The following is an 18679-nucleotide window of genomic DNA, read 5'->3' on the forward strand; positions in this document are numbered from 1 at the left end:
GGCGCGGGTGCCGCGGGCTTGGTGGGGACGGTCATCGGCGCTCGTCTCCGAGGGCGGTGGTGCGGACGGTGTCGGCGAGGAGCAGGAGCAGGCTGATGGAGGCGCCGGCGGCGGCCACGACTCCGGCGACGAGAGGGGTGTCGCGGTCGGTGATGGCTCCGGCGAGGACGGCGCCGATGCCGGGGTAGTTGAAGAGGGTCTCGACGACGACGGTGCCGCCCAGCAGCATGCCCGCGGAGGTGGCGATGCCGACCGCGACGGCGGGCAGGGCGCCGGGGAGCATGTGGTGGCTGAGGATGCGCCGACGCGGCAGGCCGTCGAGGATCGCGGCCTGGACGTGTGGCAGGGCGGCCTGGTCGGCGAGGGCGCCGCGCACGATGCGGGTGTTCCAGCCGATCTGGGGGACGGCCAGGGAGAGCAGCGGTAGGACGATCATCGTCCACGACTCGGGTCTGCCGTCCGGGCCGGTGATGGTGACGGCGGGCAGCCAGCCGGTCCACTGGGACAGCAGCAGGAGCAGGGCCACGGAGACGACGAACTCCGGCAGGGCGAACGCGGCGGTGGACAGGGCGTCGACGGCGCGGTCGGTGCGTCCGCCCGGGCGCAGAGCGGCCCAGCCGCCGAGGGCGAGGGCGCCGGCGGTGCTGAGGGCGAGGGCGAGGGTGCCGAGCAGGAGGGTGTTGGGGAAGGGGCCGGCCAGGACGTCGGTGACGTGCCGGCCGCGGGCGGTGGTGCCGAGGTCTCCGGTGGGCAGGCCGGTCATCCAGTCCCAGAAGCGTTCGGCGACCGGGCGGTCGAGGCCCATGGCGGTGCGGCGGGCGGCGAGGTCCGCGGCGGTGACGCCCCGGTCGGAGGTCGCGCCGGCGGCGTCGCCCGGCAGCAGTTCGATGGCGGCGAAGACCGCGGCGAGCAGGACGACGAGCAGCACCAGGCGCCGGGCGGCCTGCCGGGCGACCCGGCCCGCACCGGGGAGGATGCGGGCCAGGAGGCTTCGGAACGCCGGCGCGTCCGCGGGGTGAAGGGTGGTCAACGCGCCAGCCAGGTCTTTTCGAGCTGGACGCGGCCGTAGCCGGGGAGCTTGGGCAGGTCGCGGACGGCCGCGCCGGCGAGGTCGATGCCGTCGGCCATGCCCCACAGCAGGTAGCCGGACTTGGCGAACTCGGTCTCCTGGAGCTGGTGCAGCAGCTTGCCGCGCTCGGTGGCGTCGACGGTGCCCATGGCCTTGCGGTAGGTCTCGTCGAAGCTGGGCTCGTTCCAGCCGGACTCGTTCTGGCCGGCGTCGGAGAGCATCGTCTTGGAGGCGAAGAAGACGACGGAGTCGTTGGTGCCCCAGTAGGTGGTGTAGAGGGTGCCCTTGAGCCAGGTGTCGTCCCAGAAGACCTTGGAGTCCTGCTTCACGACGTTGATCTTCACTCCGGCCTCGCGGGCCTGGGTGGCGAACAGGGTCGCGGACTCGGCGAGGCCGGCGATGTCCTCGGTGGTGATCAGGTCGTAGGTCTTGGCGGTGTCGAAGCCTGCGTCGGCGAGCAGTTGCCTGGCCTTGGCGAGGTCGCGGGTGCGCTGGGGGATGTCCTTGGCGAAGGCGGGGTCGCCGGTGCCGAGGATGTCGTTGGCGACGCTGCCGTAGCCGGAGAGGACCTGCTTGACCATGGCGTCGCGGTCGACGGCGAGCTTGAGGGCCTCGCGCACCCGGGCGTCGGCGAACGGGCCGTCGGCGGTGCGCATGACGATGGGCATCGCCATGTCGTTGGGGCGGCGCACGATCTGGACGTCCTTGCGGGCCTCGGCGGTTCGGGCGGCGACGGCGCCGACGTTGGAGGCGACGTCGATCTGTCCGGCGAGCAGGGCGTTGGCCATGGCCTGGGGGCTCTCGAACAGGCGGACCTCGACGGCGTCGAGGAGGACCGTGCCGCCGTACCAGTGGTCGTTGCGCACCAGACGGGCGTTGCCGTCGCGGTACCAGTCGAGCTTGAACGGGCCGGTGCCGGGGGCGCCGGCGATGGCGTCGTCCTTGGTGTCCTTCTTGAGGACGAAGGTGGTCAGGCGGGTGAGCAGCGGCAGGTCGGCGTTGGGGTAGTCGGAGACCAGGACGACGGTCCTGGCGTCCTCGGCCGTGATGCCCTCGGGCTGGATGCCCGGCAGTCGGCTCTTGCCGGCGGGGGTGTTGCGCAGGCGCTTGAGCGACCAGACGACGTCGTCGGCGGTGACAGGGGTTCCGTCGTGGAAGGTGGCGCCGTCGGCGAGGGTGAAGCGCCAGGTCCTGAGGTCGTCCGACGGCTTCCAGGAGGCGGCGAGGCGGGGGGCGGTGTTGGCCGTGGCCCCGGGTATCGCGAGCGTGTCGTAGACCAGGCTGATGATGAGGTAGTCGCTCTCGTTGGCCTGGGTGCCGTGCGGATCGCGGGTGACCGCCGAGGCCTTGCCGAGCGCGCCGACCTTCAACGTGCCTCCTGCGCGGGGCTGCTGGGAGGCCCCGCCGGAGGGGGCGGTGTCCTTGGATCCTCCCGGGCCGCTACCGCAGGCAGCGAGTGCGCCGACCGCCCCGATGCCGGCACCGGCCCACAGCAGCTGTCGTCTGGTGACGCCCACGTTCGATCCTCGTTTCGGGTCGCGCTCGATTTGCTTAGGTTTACCTACCCTAAGTTTCAGCCAGGATGCAAGCCGCCGGGCGGAGCGCAACTCCCTCCGGACCCTGCGCCCCCTACCGCGCAAAGCGGCTCCTGAGCAGGCGAATTGACCCCGCGCGGCACGTGCGCCGCCACCCGAAACTGAGACTACGTAAACGTAGACATCCAGCCGAGTAAGGCTTGCCTTACTTCGGAGTCGTTGTTACGTTCCTGCCTCCGGACCGTTCGAGCCGCCCCGGACCACGCCCCCGCAAAGCTCCCGCCGCCGTCCCGCACCGGCGCGGTGATGCCACCTGCCCGCACCCCGCACTTCCTCTCCCGTCCCCGGAAGGCCCCACCGTGCCCACCTGCCCTGCCCCGGTACGCCGCCTCGACACCGCCGCCGCTGAGGAACTCACCACCACCGCCGCCGAGCTGCTGGCCTTCCACGGCTCGGCGACCAGCCCGGCCCTGCTGGCCGACCTGCCCCTCGCGTGTGCCCGGTTCAGCGAGCCGCTGCGCCGTCAGCTGCGCCCGGTCGGCGCCGCCGACGGCCTGTTCGTCCTGCGCGGCCTGGTCATCGACGACACGGGGCTCGGCCCGACCCCGGGCCACTGGTCGACCGTCGCCGACGCCGGTGCGGTGTGGGACGTCGCCCTGCTGCTCGTCTCCGCCCTGATGGGCACCCCGATCGCCTGGGACGGCCAGCAGGACGGCCGCTTCGTGCACAACATCGTTCCCTCGCCCGGCCACGAGAGCGAGCAGACCGGCGCCTCCAGTGCGGTGCTGCTCACCCCGCACACCGAGGACGCCTTCCACCCCGGGCGGGCGCACCTGCTGCTGCTGTGCTGCATGCGCAACCACGACAGCATCGCCACCACCGCCGCCAGCGTGCGCCTGACCGAGCTCGCGCAGGCCGACCTGGAGCAACTGCGGCGGCCCGTCGCACCGATCCTTCCCGACGACGCCTACGAGCAGGCCCGGAAGTTCGGCGGCCGGCCCGCGCCGGTGCCCACGCTCTTCGACTCGCCCGAAGGCCTGACCATGCGCTACGACCCCGCCTACACCCCGCTGGAGAAGGCCGACCAGGCGTGGCGCGAGGCGTACGAACGCCTGGGCCAGGAGCTGGCCCGGGTATCGGTCGCGGTGAGCCTTGAGCCCGGAGACGTCCTGGTCGTCGACAACGACCTCGTCGTCCACGGCCGCGTCCCCTTCCAGGCCCGCTACGACGGCACCGACCGCTGGCTCAAGCGCGCCTCGGTCCGCGTCGAGGGCCGCCCCACCCGCCCGCTCGCCGAGCACGACGAACACGGCTACGGCCAGGCCGCCCTCACCGCCTGGGCCGCCTGAACCACCACCACCGACGCCGCCTCACCACCTCGAAAGGGCACCGTCATGAACCGGGACGACACCACCTTGCGCGTGCTGTCCACCAGCGACCTCGCCGGCCTGGACATCGCCCTCTCCGATGTCGTCGACACCGTCGAACAGGCCTACCGCACCCTGGCCGCCGGCGAGTCCGACAACCCCCGCAAGCTCACCGTCAAACCCGCCGACGGCCACTCCGTCTCCTACGCCATGCTCGGCCGTGACGGCGTGCGCAACGTCGTCGCGATCAAGACCTCGTACAAGCACGGCCTGCACGAGAGCCGCGACAACCAGCACTACTACACGACGCTGACCATCTACGACGACGTCACCGGCCTGCCCGTGGCGATGATGGACTGCTCCCGCATCGGCTCGCTGCGCACCCCGGCCGTCTCCGCGCTGCTGGCCCGCGAGTGCGCCGCCCCCGGCTCCTCGACCGCGCTGGTCATCGGCACCGGCACCCAGGGGCGCCTCGCGCTGCCGTTCCTGCTCACCACCCTGCCGAAGCTGGAACGGCTGCTGCTGTCCGGCACCCACCCCGACGGCATCGCCGCCGTCCGCGCCGAACTCGCCCGCCACTTCCCCGACCGCGCGATCGAGCTGGTCACCGACCTCAAGGCCGCGGCCCGCGACGCCGACGTCATCGTCGCCACCGCCGGCGCCCACACCCCGGCCGCCGTCGAGGCCGACTGGCTGCGGCCGGGCACGGTGTCGATACTCGTCGGCCACGGCCTCGCGCCCTCCACCCTCCACCGCGCGGACCGGGTGATCGCGACCAGCGAGGCCCAGATGCACGTCACCGGCACCGACATGGCGGACACCGACGGCAACCTCCCCGCCGTCGACCTGGAGCTGCCCGTCGTCATCTCCGGCGTCTCCAAGGCCCGTACCGCCCCCGAGCAGCGGATCTTCGCCTACAACAGCGGACTCGTCGTCACCGACATCGCCCTCGGCCACCGCTTCGCCCAGCTCGCCACCGACCAGGACCTCGGAACCGAGGTGGCCCTGTGGCGCTGACCCTGCCCGCACACCCCGACCCGCTCGCCGACCGCCTCCACACCAGCGGCCTGCTCCACGAACTCGCCCACGGCCTCGGCGGCCCCTTCCACTACCTGCTGCCCGAACGCTTCGACGCCAACCTGGCCGACTTCCGCGCCGCCCTCACCGAGGCCGGCGTCGAAGGCCGCGTCCACTACGCCAAGAAGGCCAACAAGGCCGCGGTGTTCATCGACCGCTGCGCCGCCGCGGGCGCGGGCGTCGACGTCGCCTCCCTCGGCGAGCTGCGCGAGGCACTGGGGTACGGGGTGCGCGGCGAGGACCTCGTCGTCACCGGCCCCGCCAAGTCCGGGCAACTGCTGGACGTAGCCGTCCGGCAGGGCGCGCTGATCGCCGTCGACGCCCTCGACGAACTGGAACGGCTCCTCGCCCTCGCGGGCCACCGGCCCGCGCGGGTGCTCCTGCGCCGCCACCCACCCTCCCAGCGCCGCAGCCGCTTCGGCCTCGACGACGCCCAACTGCACGAGGCACTACAGCGGTGCGCCGACGCCGGCGACGCCGTCCGGATGGAGGGATTCAGCTTCCACCTCTCCGGCTACGAGATCCAGGAACGCGCCGACCTCGCCGGCGAGCTCGTCGGACTCTCCCTTGAGGCCCGGGCGCTGGGCCTGCAGGCGGACCGGATCAGCATCGGCGGCGGCTTCCCCGTCGACTACGTCCCGGCCGACGCCTGGGACACCTTCCTCGCCGAGAACGACCCGGAGCACTACCACGGCCACAAGGCCTTCACCACGGGCGACTTCTACCCCTACCACTCCCCCGTCGCGGGCGCCGACGCGCTGCGCGCGATCCTCGCCACCCACCCGGGCGGATCAGGGGCGAGCCTGGCCGAGCGCCTGCGCCAGGCCGGGGTGATGCTGCTGCTGGAGCCCGGCCGCGCCCTGCTCGACCGGGCCGGATCCTCGGTCTTCCGCGTCCAGGGCGTCAAGGACCGCACCGGGTACGGCATCGTCACCGTCGACGGCACCAGCCTCAGCCTGTCCGAGCAGTGGTTCAACAGCGAGTACCTGCCCGAGCCCGCCCTGCTGCCCCGAGGGGACCGCGAGGACGGCCCGTACGAAGCCTGCGTGGGCGGCGCCAGCTGCCTGGACTCCGACCTGCTGACCTGGCGGAGGATCCGCTTCCCCACCCGGCCCCGGTTCGGCGACCTCCTCGTCTACCCCAACACCGCCGGCTACCAGATGGACTCCAACGAATCCCCCTTCCACGAGCTGCCGCTGCCGCCGAAGGTCGTCATCGACCACCCCGACGCGAACGGCCGGCCCCGCTGGCGTCTCGACCGCCGACCCGCCGGTTGACCCGCCCGCCCGCCACGCCCGACCGCCACGCCTGCCCCGTCCGCACTGCCCCACGGAGCCACACGCCATGACCGACGCCCTGACCCGCCCCCCGGTGGTCAGCCGGATCTCCGACCTCATCGGCTACACCCCGCTGTTCGAACTCGCCCGGGCCGACAACGGCGCCCGCCTGCTGCTGAAGCTGGAGATGTTCAACCCCACCGGCAGCGCGAAGATCCGTATGGCCCGTCAGATGGTCCTCGACGCCGAACAGCGCGGCGAACTGCGCGAGGGCGGCCACATCATCGAGTCCACCTCCGGCAACACCGGCCTCGGCCTGGCCGTCGTCGCCGCCGAACGCGGCTACCGCTTCACCGCCGTCGTCGACAACCACGCCGCCACCGACAAACTGCGCGGCATGAAGGCCATGGGCACCGAACTGGTCTACGTCGACGCCGACACTGACGGCGAGGAACTCCACACCGCCGCCCGCGAGGAACTCGCCGAGGACATGGCCCGCGGCAAGGACAACACCTTCTTCACCGAGCAGCACAACAACCCCAGCAACGCCGTCGGCTACTACGCCGTCGGCCGCGAGATCGCCCAGGCCCTCGACAACCGCGTCGACGTGCTCATCGGCGCCGTCGGAACCGGCGGCGGACTGTGCGGCACCGCCCGGGAGCTGAAGAAGAGCGTCCCGGACGTCGCCGTCGTCGGCGTCGAACCCAAGGGTTCCATCGCCTTCGGCCCTCCCGCCCACGACTACTACCAGTCCGGCACCGGCACCCCCGAAGGCGCCACCATCGGGCTGCTCGTCGACTACGACCTCATCGACGAAGGCGTCAAGGTCGGTGACGTCGAGGCCTTCGCCACCGCCCGCGTCGTCGCCCGCCGCACCGGCCTGCTCATCGGCGGCTCCGCCGGCGGCGTCGTGCACGAGGCGCTGGACCGGCTGCCCCGGCTCGCCCCCGACACCGTTATGGTCGCCTTCATCAACGACGGCGGTGAGAAGTACATGGACACCGTCTTCAACGACGACTGGATGACCGCCCGTGGCCTCCTCGTCCCCGAGGTCGAAGCCGGGATCGACGAGGTCCTCACCAAACTCCGCAGGAACTGAGCCTCACCATGCAGCAGTTGACCACCCTCGCCCGCGACGGCCGCGCCCTCGCCGCCCTCGCCGTCCCGCTCGCCCTCACCCAGCTCGCCCAGGTCGCCCTCACCACCACCGACACCATCATGATGGGCGCCCTCGGCACCGAGGCCCTCGCCGCCGGCGGCCTCGCCCTGGTCATCTTCAACCAGCTGCGCACCATGGGCGTCGGCCTCGTCACCTCCGTCGGCAACCAGGTCGCGGCCGCCGCAGCCCGCGCCGAGAAGTCCGGTGAGGCCGGAGACGGCGACGAGGTACGCGGCCTGGTGAGGGCGGCCATGGCCGTCGCCACCCTCGCCGGCCTCGCGGGCGCCGTCCTCATGGTCCTCATCGGGCAGGCCGCCACCCTCCTCGGCCAGGACGCCGACGTCGCCCACCGCGCCCAGGGCATGCTCGCCGCCCTGGCACCCGGCCTGGTGCCCTGCCTCTGGTTCCAGGCGATCCGCCAGTTCACCGTCGGCATGCGCCGCCCCCAGGCCCTGCTGCGCATAACCATCGCCTCCGTGGCGATCAACGCCGCCCTCAACTGGGCCTTCATCCACGGCACCTGGGGCCTGCCCGAGCTCGGCCTCACCGGCATCGGAGTGGCCACCAGCAGCGTCTACCTGCTCTCCTTCCTCGCCCTCTACGCCTCCGCCCGCCGCGACCCCCGGCTGGCACCACTGCTCAGCCTGGACTTCTGGCGTGCCGACCCGCCCACCGTGCGGCGCCTGCTCGGCCTCGGCACCCCGATCGCCGCCACCTACGGCTCCGAAGCCGGCTTCTTCTCCGTCACCGCCCTGCTCGCCGGCAGCTTCGGCGCCGCCGCCCTCGCCGCCCACACCGCCGTCAACCAGCTCATCTACATCGTCTTCCAGGTCGCCGTCGGCCTCTCCCACGCCGCCTCCATCAACGTCAGCCGCGAACTCGCCCTCGGCGAGTACGCGGCCGCCCGACGGATCAAGAACACCGCCCTCGCGTGCGGCGCCGTCGTCACCACCCTGGTCGGCATCGCCTATCTCGCCGTCCCCGACCTCGTCCTGCGGCCCTACTTCGACGCCGGCACGGCCGCCGACCAGCAAGGCCTGCACATCGCCACCAGCCTCCTCGCCGTCGTCGCCGTCCTCCAGTTCTTCGACTGCGCGCAGAACATCGGCGTCGGCCTGCTGCGCGGCCTCGACGACACCAAGAGCGGCTTCCGCATCACCCTCATCGGCTACTGGCTCGTCGGCCTGCCCGCCGCCTGGCTCCTCGCCTACCCACTCGGCGGCGAGACCCGCGGCCTGTGGCTCGGCCTGCTCATCGGCCTTGCCACCACCGCCGTCCTGCTGCTGCGCCGCTACGGCCTCGCCCTCACCGCCAAGGCAGCCGGCGTCCACGAGCCGGCCATCACCGGCTGAATCGCGGCTGGTCCAGACACAGTGGAGCCGGACCGGAGGAGGGCTTCACGCGCGACATGCGCCAGGTCCCGGCCGGCAGCATCCGGCCGGGCGAGATCCCGGAGGCCGCCGCGCTGCGGGAAGCCCGGGAGGAAACCGGACAAGAGAGGCAGCCGATGCACCGCACCACCGAACCGCACCATCCGACCGACCAGCGGCACCGGTGCCATCCAGAGCTCCACCCTCGACCCCCGTCTCCGCCCTGGCGATGGTCTTCAAGCTCGTCGAGTCCGCCAGAATGACCCCCGGCTGGCGGGCCGTGAATGCACCGTCTCGTTGTCCTCGTCCCGCGCCGGGGCCCGCTTCGAACGCGGCAGACTCATTGAACGGCCGAAGACGACCGCGGCGTGAATAAAGTGGCGGACCTGCCCCGAAGTTCGAGAGCATCCGGTCATGTTGGACGGCATGGCAGGACAGGGCCTTCCGGTCGGCTTCGGGTTCCGGCCGTATCGTGGCGACGAAGACCACGGCGCCATGGCTGCGGTGCGGCTGGGATGTGTGGAACGGGACCGGATCGATGTCCATTCGGTTGTGGAAGGGCTCCCGACCGCGGCCGAGATCGCCGAAGCTTCCGCCAAGGTGGAGGAGCCGTCCGAGAACCAGATCCTGGTGGTGCTCGACGGCCGCGTCGTCGGCTACTCGACGATCCGGTGGTGGCAGGAGCGCGACGATACGTGGCTGTACCTGCACCGCGGCTATCTCTTGCCCGCACATCGCAGCCAGGGCATCGGCTCAGCCATGCTGAACTGGGCCGAAGAGCGGATCCGCCGGCTCGTCGACCAGCACGGAACGGCGCGGACGGCAGTGATCGGCGCGAACGCCATGGCCTCCGAGCAGGACGCCACGGCGCTGCTGCGCGCAGCCGGCTACCGACGTGTCTTCAGCCTGGTCGAGCTGGAGCTGGGCGATCTGCAGCAGGTGCCCGACCCGGGCAGCGAACTGCCGGCCGGGATACGGACGGGGCCGATCGGCACGAGCCACTACCGTGCAGCCTGGAGGACGGTCGTCGATTCGTACGCGGACACAGGCTTCACTCGGAGATGGCCTTTCCAGGACTTCGTCGACACCGCCGACCCGGCATGCTGGAGGGCCGCCTGGAAGGGGCAGGACCTGGTCGGCGTCGCCCTCTGCTCCATCCGCCGTCACGACCGCACCGTGGGCGAGGTGGAAGAGCTGAGTGTCCGGACGGACCGGCGACGCCTCGGAATCGGCCGGGTCCTCCTGCTGGACGGGCTGCGGAGCCTTCGCGAGCAGGGCGCAACGACCGCCCGGCTGTTCACGGGCACGGAAAACCCGCACCGGTCCTACGACCTCTACGAGAGTGTCGGGTTCCGGCGGCGGAACGAGTACGTCCGCTACCGCAAGCCGCTTGCTTGATCGCCCGGCCGTCAGGTTGTCCGGTCATTCACAGGATTCGACAATGGCTCCACTTCATCTTCGACACGGCGTGCGGCGTTGAGCGTGTCTTCGCCGACCGGCTTCTTGGCGTACGCGGCACCTCGCAGCCCAGCTGGGCACCGACAGTCGACAACTGAGGTGGTGCCGCCGACGCGTCGGACCGTTGCCGTCCGACGTCCGCCGGTTCAGCGAGGGCGGGGTGCCGCTCGTCCTGCTGATGCACTTCCGGGGCAACCTCGACAACTGGGACCCGGCGCTGGTCGACGCCCTGGCCCGGGGCCGGCGCGTCATCGCCTTCGACAACGCCGGTGTCGGCGGTACCAGCGGCACTACGCCGGGCACCGTCGCGCAGATGGCCGTGGACGCCCTCGCCTTCCTCGACGCCCTGGAGCTGACCCGGGTCGACCTCCTCGGCTTCTCCCTGGGCTCCTTCGTGGCCCCGCACGTGAACCACCCGCCCCATCGCCCCCGTTGACAGGAGAAGCCATGTCCTCCTCCACCACCACCACCGGCCTCGGCTACGACGTGTACGTCGCCGACCCGCTGCCGATGCACGGGCCCGGGCCGCTGCCCGACGGACGGCCCCGTGCCTTCCAGCCCCTCGCGGTCACCCTCGTCCACGGCCGGCACGACGCCGTGCTCGTCGACCCGCCGCTGACCCGCGAGCAGGCCCGGGACGTCGGCGACTGGGTCGAGGCGAGCGGCAAGCACCTCACCCACATCGTCGCCACCCACGGACACGGCGACCACTGGTTCACCGCCGGCCAGCTCGCCGAACGCTTCGGCGCCCAGGTGGTCACCACCGCCGGCGCCATCCGCCAGATGCACACCAACGTCCACGCCCGCGAGGTGCTCTGGGACGCGATCTGGCCCGGCCGGATCCCATCCTCCCCCGTCACCGCCGTCACGGCGCCCGGCGACCGCTCCCCCGTCCGGCGCTCCCCGGAGAGGGGAAGGCAGTGATGGCGTCGGTCTCGTCCGCGCTGAGGCGGATGTGCATGGTTGGGGGGATCCCACTCCAGGTGCCGGGCGCCGGTCATGGCGGGGATGGGCAGCGTCCGTGGGCCGAGGGCCGACCGCCGTACGGGGGCAGGCTGCCGCGGTGCGGCGTTGTGCCCGGCGGCGATCGCATTTTTGTGCTGCACAGTGACGGCTGCGCTGTCGAGTATGCGGAGTTGCGTCGAATGCCGGCTGAATCGCGAACGCCCCGCGCCGTCGGCCCTTCCCCGGTGCCCGCCCCGGACAGCGCATCTCCGCCGCCACACTCGGCGGCCGCGTTGCCGCCCAGCACGTCCCCGTCCGGCCGGGGCCGTGCCACCGCGCTGATCGCTCTCGCCCAGGACCTGCCCCCGGCCGTCCTGGGGACCGGGTTCGGCCTGCAGCCGGCCACCGCGGCCGGCCAGCGTTGCGGGCGGCGGGGACAGTGCCCGCGCGGGCGGTGGGGAGCCTGCGGGTTTCGGCCGCCGCGCCTGGCGGCGGCCGGGTCACCCCGCCCGCCGCCGGATTATCACCGCAGGTCAGCGCCGCAGACCGCGGTCCAGTGCGGCGATCAGCGAGCCCTGGGCGTCGTCCCCGTCCAGGGACCAGACCATCACACCGCCGAGCTCGTTCAGCCGGGCGTAGCGGGCCTTCTGGGCGGCGGTGGCCGGGTTGTCGTACGTCCAGAACTCGGTGCCGTCGTACTTCCAGGCCGCGCCGTACTGGCGGTCGGTGTGCACGGCGCCCGGAAGGTCCTTGATGGCCTTGTAGGGCAGCTGGCCGCCGCCGCGCGGGGACATGCCGGTGGCGGGCTGGTAGAGGCCGTGCTTCGCACCGGCGGGCACTCCCGTCCAGCCGTAGCCCCAGGACGGCACCCCGAGCACCGCCTTGCGGGCCGGCAGGCCGCCGGCCAGATAGTGCTGCACCACCCGGTCCGCGCTGTAGCTGTTGCCGGGGCCGGAGGGGTCGGCCGGGTCGGTGTAGAGGTTGGCCTGGTGGTTGGTCGGGCCCTGCGGCTCCCAGGAGCCGTGCATGGTGTAGGTCATCAGGTTCAGGTAGTCCACGTGGCGGGCGACCTTCTTCAGCTCCAGCCGGTCCGCGATGTCGGTGTTGGCGGCGACGGCGGCCGTCAGCAGGTGGCGCCCACGCCCGCCGTTGCCCAGCGCGTCCAGCTGCCGCCGGAACTCGGCCAGCAGCAGGGTGAAGTTGCGGCCGTCCTCGGGGCGCACCGAGTTGTCCGGCAGACCGTCGCCGCCCGGGTGCTCCCAGTCGAGGTCGATGCCGTCGAAGACGCCCGCACCGCTGCCCGGGCCGCCCTCCGGCGAGCCCAGCTGCGGCAGGTTGCCCTTGATGTAGAGGTCGACGCAGGAGGCCACGAACTTCTTGCGGGCGGCGTCGGTGGCGGCCACGTCCGAGAAGTACTTGGACCAGCCCCAGCCGCCGATCGAGATGACGGCCTTCAGGTGGGGGTTCTTGGCCTTCAGCTTCCGCAGCTGGTTGAAGCTGCCCTTCAGCGGCTGGTCCTCGGTGTCGGCGACGCCGTCCACCGAATCCGCCGCGGCGATCGGGCGCTGGTAGTCGGCCCAGGCGTCGGCCTGGTCGGCCAGGTTGTCCTCGAAGCAGGTGCCCTCGGGGGAGATGTTGCCGAAGGCGTAGTTGATCACGGTCAGCTTCGCCGCCTGGCCCGAGTCCTGGACCTTCTTGGCGGAGAAGCCGCTGTAGGCACTCCACGCGGTGAAGTAGGCCACCCGGTGGCCGGGCAGCCGGCGGCTGTCGTCGTCATCGGCGTGAGCGGTCGCGGGACCCGCGACGAGCGAGGCGAGCAGAGCCGTCGCCAGGAACGCGGAGGTGCGTCTGAACATGCTGGTGGCCTTGTCCGAGTGGGGTCAGATGGTCTGTACCAATCGCGAGTAGAGATCTAGTCCATGCCGGGGGCGCGCACAAGAGGGTCCGATCACGCGAAGTGGCCCAGCCCTCCCGGGAACTGGTGGGTCATCAGTTGATCAGGCGGCGCAGCACGCGGTGGAGAACGCGTGACGCGATTCTCACCGGCCAGGTGGCAGCGGTCTGCTGACACAGTGGCAGCCGCCGAGCCCTACCGGCCGGCCGGGCGGGCAACCACTGGCCGCCGATGAGGCCTGCGGGACGGACCGGCGCGGGAGCGGCGCTCGCCGGCCGGAGCCTGCGACCGAGAACCGGGAAGGGCTCGGACGCCGGCAGCTGTGACGCCGGCGTCCGAGCCCTCGAACAGCGCGGTACGTCTGGTGGTACGTGCGGTCAATCGATGACGAACGGGTTGGTCTCCACGACGCACCCTGCTCCGATCACCACACGCACCGGCGTGACGGGGTCGAGAAGGCCGACGGCGCTGACCGAGTTGGTGCAGTACACCTGGGACGGGGACTTCTCGTTGCTGCGGAGCACGACCGGGCCGTACCCGGGGTAGTCATGGACGGGACCGTCCGGGTAGACCCGAATGGCCTGGTCACATCCGTATCCGGCATGGTCAGGCGTCTCGGTCATCCCCAGCCTCCTGGCAACCTCGTAGAGCTGGTCGACCGGTACGTCGACCGGCGGGTGCGCCAGGTCGACCGTACCTCTGCTGCACGCCAGCGCCGGCGTGTCGGCGGGGGAGGTCGGGAAGGCCGCGGCCGGGGACGGCAGAGCCAGGACAACAGCCATGGCGACCAGGGCGGCCGCAAGGGGCTTCTTCATGCCTCTGACGATTACCGGCATGGATCCGGCAGACACGGCGTCCGTGAAGCCCCCCGCACAATTCACCCTCTACGGCGTGCCGGCCGAGTCCGCAGTCGCGCGTCCACTCGGCTGAGCTTCAAACGTTCGGGCGCGCCCGTTCGGCAACACCGCACGGGTGCCGGATCGGACCGGCCTGAACCATCGCCGGTAGCATCGAATCACTCCAGGCGTGCTCTTCCTCCTCAAAGGAGGGGAGCATGGGCGACCGTTCTCAACCGCGGCAGGACAACCTGGCAATTTCGGCCGTGTCGGGCTGGAGCCTTTCCGCCGGCTGGGATGAGTGGGATAGCCAGAAACGGAACTCTTCTTTCCACTTACCACTCTCAACGTACTTCACCAGGGCGTCACGAAGGCGTGTGCAATCCTTGCCGTACCCCTTAGGCAGGGCGATTCCGTATTGGCTGCGACTACCGATCTCGAGACCCGGGACAACCGCGAGTTCAACGTTCTCCAGCGTAAATGCAGAGAGCGGCAAAATGCCTCCGGTAGTCGCATCGGCGCGCCCACCCTTCAGGGCTTCGATACAGGAAGAGAAGTCCGACTCCTCCAGCATGCGGATTGGTTCAGATGTTACGCTCGCAATGGTTTCTTTCGCCGTTGAACCCGCCGGCATGCAGACCGTCTTGCCTTTGAGGTCGGCTATCGTCCGGATCTGCGCCATGTCCTCACCTCGGACCAATATGCCCAGCACATCGGAAGCGACAGGCCCCACGAATTCGACATGTTCCATGCGCTCCGACGTGATGGTGAGAGCGGCATTCAGGTCGACCTCATGGCGCTCCACAGATGAAAGTCGATCTAGCATCGGGACCTCGACGCGGGTCGGTCTCGATTTGATGTTCGCCTCTTCCAGCACCCCCTTTACCGTCTCCATGGCGAAGGCCGAGAATCTTCCCCACGCGGGGATTGGGAAGAGGGATTTGTCTGTGTTGGTCTCCAGCCCGACCCGCACACTGTCGCCACTGAAAAGGCTTGGACTGGCATGCGGGCCGCCCCACAGTTGATTCCCCAATACCGCCATGGCGGACAGCACTGCTACGGCCGGGACGGTTCTCCATGCCCATTTTCGGCGGATGGAGGCTGGAGTTGCTGTTGAGCTATTGTCCGCGCCAGTCGATGTCTGCGCGTCAGGCGTGGATGGTGCCTCCGGCTCTCTGGCTGGCCCTCGGACGAGGGAGAGTCTTCCTACGGCGCCGACGGAGCGCCGCTGCGGGCGGGGGAGCCCGAGCCCGGCCAGCTCTTGGTCGATGTGGTGGTGTACCTCGTCCAGGGTGAGTGGGCCGGGAACTGTCAGGGCTTGGAGCATCGACCCGGTGAACGACGTGTGGGCGGCGTCGGGCGGCGCGTGGGAGGGGGCGGTGGCCGTGGTGGAAGTCAGGGTGTAGGTACCAGTCAGATTCAGCTGCCCCAAGGTAAGTCCACTTGGTCCGGCCATGGCGGAGATCGCCTTGCCGGCAAAGCAGCAATCCAACACGAGTACCCGGGCCTTGGCGCGAGCTCCACCGACCATCCGTTTCACAAGGTCGAGATGGATCGCAGACCAGCTGACGTTCTGGTTGTCGGTTCCGGTGAGGGCGAAGTGGAGCATCCCGGCTTCGTCGAGCAGGCCGTGTCCGCAGTAGTAGACGAGCAACAGGTCCTCGGCCTCCCGAACGGCTTGGGACAGCGCGGTGCCGACGGTGGCCTGGTCCTTCGGGTCGGCCACCACCAAGCAGTGTTCGGGCGCGAGCGCACCATGAACCGGGTCGGTGAGGGTTCGCCGCAGCGCGTCCAGGTTTGCCTGCACGGCGGGGATGTCAGGCAACTCGGGGTCGCGGAACGTACCAGCCCCGATGAGTACCGCCCGGCTCGTCGCACGCTCCGGGAAACGTGGGCCAGTCACCGAGACTGTGACCCTGGCGCCGGAAACTGTTCCGCGATCTCCCGCAGGAGTGCCTGCGGGTCGGCTGCGCGCCGAACGTCCACCTCGATCCGACGCCCGTCCTCAGCACTGATCGTGATTTTGATGTCGGTGCCGCGAGAGGTGAGCCGGGAGCACACCGATTGGATGAGCACGGCCAGGATGCCGCCGGAGCCGAGGGTCACCGTCAGCAGTTCCATGGCGGAACCCATGTGGCCAGGGAGGGGAGGCTGTCGCTGGAGCCGCACCCGGCCGCGCAGATCATCCTCAGAAGCCAGCCAGTCGCGCAGCGCGACCACGTGCGGCTCGGCTCCCGACTCCCCCAAACCCTCGAAAGCCACTCTCAGTTCCACTCCAGCGGGCATTCCTGGCACCGCAACCCCCCTAAAATTGATGGCACTTGACCGAGTCGTCATGGCACGCAGGAGTCGCGCCGGCCCCAAGATACTCCACCTCCCAGGTCCCGTCCGCCGCCCATGTCCACAACCGGTTCTGGACGCCCTTCCGCGACCCGAACTCCGGTGGCACTGCCATCCACGGCGCCGCCGTACGGTACGTCGACGCCCGCATCGAAGTACCCGCTGGTGATCACGCCATCGCCCGCCCCTCCTCGGCGTCCGGTCCGGCAACAACGACTCTGTCCGCGCCCACGGCGCATCGGTCAACGACACACCAACCAACAATCAGATGATCCTCAGGGGGCGGCCTAGCCTGGCCGGGCTCCCGCCGTGGACTCCGGCCAATGCTCCCTGGCCGACGGCCTACTCTCTCGGGGCGCGGTGGAGGTTGAAGGTGCGACTGCGTCTGGGGTGGGAGATCGGCCAGTCCGCGGCTTCGTCCACGCTCCGCAGGGTGCGCGCGGCCTGTCGGGATCGGGGTGGCTGGTCCACCCGCAGTCGTACCCGTCCGACACCTCGACGTGGCTGATGCCGTGCTCGCAGGCGACGGCGAGCGCGCCGGCCACCGGTCGGCGGGAAGGAACTTGGTCGCCGTTCCGTCGACGCTGACCTACGCCTTGTACGGGGTCACCGACGGCAGACCGTAGTCGTTGGGCACCGCGGTGACCTCGGACAGGGTGAGGGTACGGGTCGGGGTGGTGGACGGGTTGACGGAGCGGTAGTACGCGGCCCGGTAGGCGTTGTTACGGGCCAGCTGGGAGAACGCGCGCTTGGAGGTGAGAACCATCTCCGGCTCGGGGGCGCCGAGGTCATCCAGGTGTGCTGGAGCCTGCCGAGTTCGTCGGCGAGCGGGTCCGAGGTCGGGTCGGACCATGGCTTCGGCGCCATCGGCATGTTCCCGGAGGGAACGCCGAAGTCCACCTCGATGCTCAGGCCGTTCTCGGCGGCCGCGTCAAGGGTGAAGCGGCCGTCCAGCAGGACGTCGCCGGCGGCGAGTTCGAGGCGGGAACGGATCGCCTCGATGTGCCGCTCGGCATCATCGAACAGCAACTCGACCAGCCGGTCCTGGTCGGCGCCGTGCGACTGCTCCAGCAGGATCTGCTGCTGCTCGCCGACGATGAGCTTCTGTCCCAGGGCAGGCAGCAGACCCTCGCGGGTGTCTCCCACGCGGTCCGCTCGGCCAACTCCACACTGGCGTCGAAGGCGCGATACTTCGCGGTGTTGACCCGGTGGCCGTTGCTCTTGATACGCGCGCCGTGCACCCATTGATGGTGCACGGCGCTGCGGCTGTCCGGCAGCGTGTCGCGGCGCGGCGTGGACCTGACGCCTGGCGGTGAGGAAGTAGGACACCGATACCGGCCGCCGGCAATCCGAGCGGCCCCGGCCCTGTCCTGATCAGCCGGTCGGCGCCGCCTGGTGGGGCCCTTCGCCGAGCACCAACCGCCGGAGGCCCTGCCCCTCTCCTCCGCAATCAAATTCAAGCTGATGAGTCATCAGAAGAGTCAGCAACAGGTCAGCATCGATACGGGCAAACCTTGCGACAGACGCGTGGACCTGAGAATCAACAGGCCCTGCACTTTGCCTCCCAAGGGGGCGAGTACGCGAAGCGGAAATCGTTCTGCCATGGACCTTCAGATGCCCACACAGTCCTGTCGGCAACGGCGAGCACGAAGGCGACCATCGATTCATCTTCGCAGCTCAGCGCACCCGTCCACGGGCCTTCAGGGGGATGTCGGGGAGGGCCGGGGCGTGGAGGCGGGCGCCGTCGTAGCCGTGGACCTGGCCGAAGCGGGTGCCCTGCTCCCAGTCGTTGCGGGCCTGGAGGATCTCGTCGCCGGATCGGCCGATGAAGTTCCACCACATGACGAGCTTCTCGTCGAAGGGTTCGCCGCCGAGGAGGAGGAAGGTGGCGTCGGTGGGGGCGTGGAGGGGGAGGTGGGGGCGGCCGGTGCCGAGGTAGAGCATGGAGCCCGGGTCGAGGCGGACGCCGTCGACGTCGGTCTGGCCGGACATGGTGAGGACGGCGTACTCGAAGTCGGGGTTCAGGGGGAGGTCGAGGGTGGTGCCGGCGGTGAGGGTGAGGTCGGCGCCGACGAGGGGGGTGTGGGTGGTGCCGGGGGAGGTGGTGCCGTCGAGGGTGCCGAGGATGACGGTGGCGGTGAGGCCGGGGGCGGTGACGGTGGGCAGGTCGGGGTGGTGCTCGAAGGCGGGGGCGCGGTGGCGGTGGGCGTCGGGGAGGGCGACCCAGAGCTGGGCGCCGTGAAGGTAGCGGGCGTGGGGGCGGGGGGACTCCTCGGAGTGGGAGATCGCCCGGCCGGAGGTCATCAGGCCCAGCTCGCGCGGGCGCACGGTCTGCAGGCTGCCGAGGCTGTC

At 70.7% G+C, this 18679-nt stretch carries 17 protein-coding genes and 1 pseudogene; 9 read left to right on the forward strand and 9 right to left on the reverse strand.

Annotated elements, in window-relative coordinates:
• Positions 1-31 precede the first annotated feature (31 nt).
• Positions 32-1030: an ABC transporter permease gene (locus ACFXAM_RS18290; RefSeq protein ID WP_380292344.1), complete on the reverse strand. Its 999-nt coding sequence runs from the start codon at positions 1028-1030 to the stop codon at positions 32-34.
• Positions 1027-2586 (reverse strand): ABC transporter substrate-binding protein, encoded by a 1560-nt coding sequence (locus ACFXAM_RS18295; protein ID WP_380292346.1) that lies wholly within the window; start codon positions 2584-2586, stop codon positions 1027-1029. Before ACFXAM_RS18295 ends, ACFXAM_RS18290 begins: the two co-directional genes overlap by 4 nt.
• Before the next feature lie 377 nt (positions 2587-2963).
• Between ACFXAM_RS18295 and ACFXAM_RS18300 the strand changes: the two genes are divergently transcribed.
• The 9 genes from ACFXAM_RS18300 (at position 2964) to ACFXAM_RS18340 (ending at position 11236) form a co-directional block, all read left to right on the forward strand.
• A complete protein-coding gene (locus ACFXAM_RS18300; RefSeq protein ID WP_380292348.1) occupies positions 2964-3953 on the forward strand; it encodes a TauD/TfdA family dioxygenase in 990 nt (329 codons plus the stop codon).
• 45 nt (positions 3954-3998) lie between these two features.
• Positions 3999-4988 carry an ornithine cyclodeaminase family protein gene (locus ACFXAM_RS18305; protein ID WP_380292350.1) on the forward strand — a complete coding sequence of 330 codons (990 nt, stop codon included), beginning with the start codon at positions 3999-4001 and terminating at the stop codon, positions 4986-4988.
• A complete protein-coding gene (locus tag ACFXAM_RS18310) occupies positions 4979-6325 on the forward strand; it encodes a Y4yA family PLP-dependent enzyme (RefSeq protein ID WP_380292352.1) in 1347 nt (448 codons plus the stop codon). The genes ACFXAM_RS18305 and ACFXAM_RS18310 overlap by 10 nt, the downstream gene beginning before the upstream one ends.
• 67 nt (positions 6326-6392) lie before the next feature.
• On the forward strand, positions 6393-7424 hold the full coding sequence (locus tag ACFXAM_RS18315) for a cysteine synthase family protein (RefSeq protein ID WP_380292354.1): 1032 nt from the start codon (positions 6393-6395) through the stop codon (positions 7422-7424).
• 8 nt (positions 7425-7432) lie between these two features.
• Positions 7433-8836 carry an MATE family efflux transporter gene (locus ACFXAM_RS18320; protein WP_380292356.1) on the forward strand — a complete coding sequence of 468 codons (1404 nt, stop codon included), beginning with the start codon at positions 7433-7435 and terminating at the stop codon, positions 8834-8836.
• A gap of 56 nt (positions 8837-8892) precedes the next feature.
• Positions 8893-9117, forward strand: a complete 225-nt coding sequence (locus tag ACFXAM_RS18325) for an NUDIX domain-containing protein (RefSeq protein WP_380292358.1) — start codon at positions 8893-8895, stop codon at positions 9115-9117.
• A 151-nt stretch (positions 9118-9268) separates the two neighbouring features.
• Complete coding sequence (locus tag ACFXAM_RS18330) at positions 9269-10252, forward strand: GNAT family N-acetyltransferase (RefSeq protein WP_380292360.1); 984 nt, start codon at positions 9269-9271, stop codon at positions 10250-10252.
• A gap of 184 nt (positions 10253-10436) precedes the next feature.
• Entirely contained in the window at positions 10437-10748 is a 312-nt protein-coding gene (locus ACFXAM_RS18335; RefSeq protein ID WP_380292362.1) for an alpha/beta fold hydrolase, read from the forward strand.
• 11 nt (positions 10749-10759) lie between these two features.
• Positions 10760-11236: an MBL fold metallo-hydrolase gene (locus ACFXAM_RS18340; protein ID WP_380292364.1), complete on the forward strand. Its 477-nt coding sequence runs from the start codon at positions 10760-10762 to the stop codon at positions 11234-11236.
• Between the two features lie 554 nt (positions 11237-11790).
• On the opposite strand, the gene ACFXAM_RS18345 is transcribed toward ACFXAM_RS18340, so the two are convergent.
• From ACFXAM_RS18345 to ACFXAM_RS18375, 7 genes and pseudogenes are all read right to left on the reverse strand, one after another.
• Positions 11791-13113 (reverse strand): glycoside hydrolase family 18 protein, encoded by a 1323-nt coding sequence (locus tag ACFXAM_RS18345; protein ID WP_380292366.1) that lies wholly within the window; start codon positions 13111-13113, stop codon positions 11791-11793.
• 415 nt (positions 13114-13528) lie between these two features.
• Positions 13529-13966 (reverse strand): hypothetical protein, encoded by a 438-nt coding sequence (locus ACFXAM_RS18350; RefSeq protein WP_380292368.1) that lies wholly within the window; start codon positions 13964-13966, stop codon positions 13529-13531.
• A gap of 253 nt (positions 13967-14219) precedes the next feature.
• Positions 14220-15890, reverse strand: a complete 1671-nt coding sequence (locus ACFXAM_RS18355) for a transporter substrate-binding domain-containing protein (RefSeq protein ID WP_380292370.1) — start codon at positions 15888-15890, stop codon at positions 14220-14222.
• The gene (locus tag ACFXAM_RS18360) at positions 15887-16249 is read right to left on the reverse strand and encodes a hypothetical protein (protein WP_380292372.1); all 363 of its coding nucleotides are present in this window, start codon (positions 16247-16249) and stop codon (positions 15887-15889) included. Before ACFXAM_RS18360 ends, ACFXAM_RS18355 begins: the two co-directional genes overlap by 4 nt.
• A 667-nt stretch (positions 16250-16916) precedes the next feature.
• Positions 16917-17093, reverse strand: coding sequence for a hypothetical protein (locus tag ACFXAM_RS18365; protein WP_380292376.1), 177 nt, complete (start codon positions 17091-17093; stop codon positions 16917-16919).
• 113 nt (positions 17094-17206) lie between these two features.
• A pseudogene (locus ACFXAM_RS18370) lies at positions 17207-17572 on the reverse strand (major capsid protein); the annotation flags it as partial.
• 432 nt (positions 17573-18004) lie between these two features.
• Positions 18005-18679 (reverse strand): pirin family protein (locus ACFXAM_RS18375; protein ID WP_380292374.1); only part of this gene is annotated, 675 nt, incomplete at its 5' end.

It is taken from the genome of Kitasatospora sp. NPDC059462 (assembly GCF_042749955.1).
Lineage (GTDB): Bacteria > Actinomycetota > Actinomycetes > Streptomycetales > Streptomycetaceae > Kitasatospora.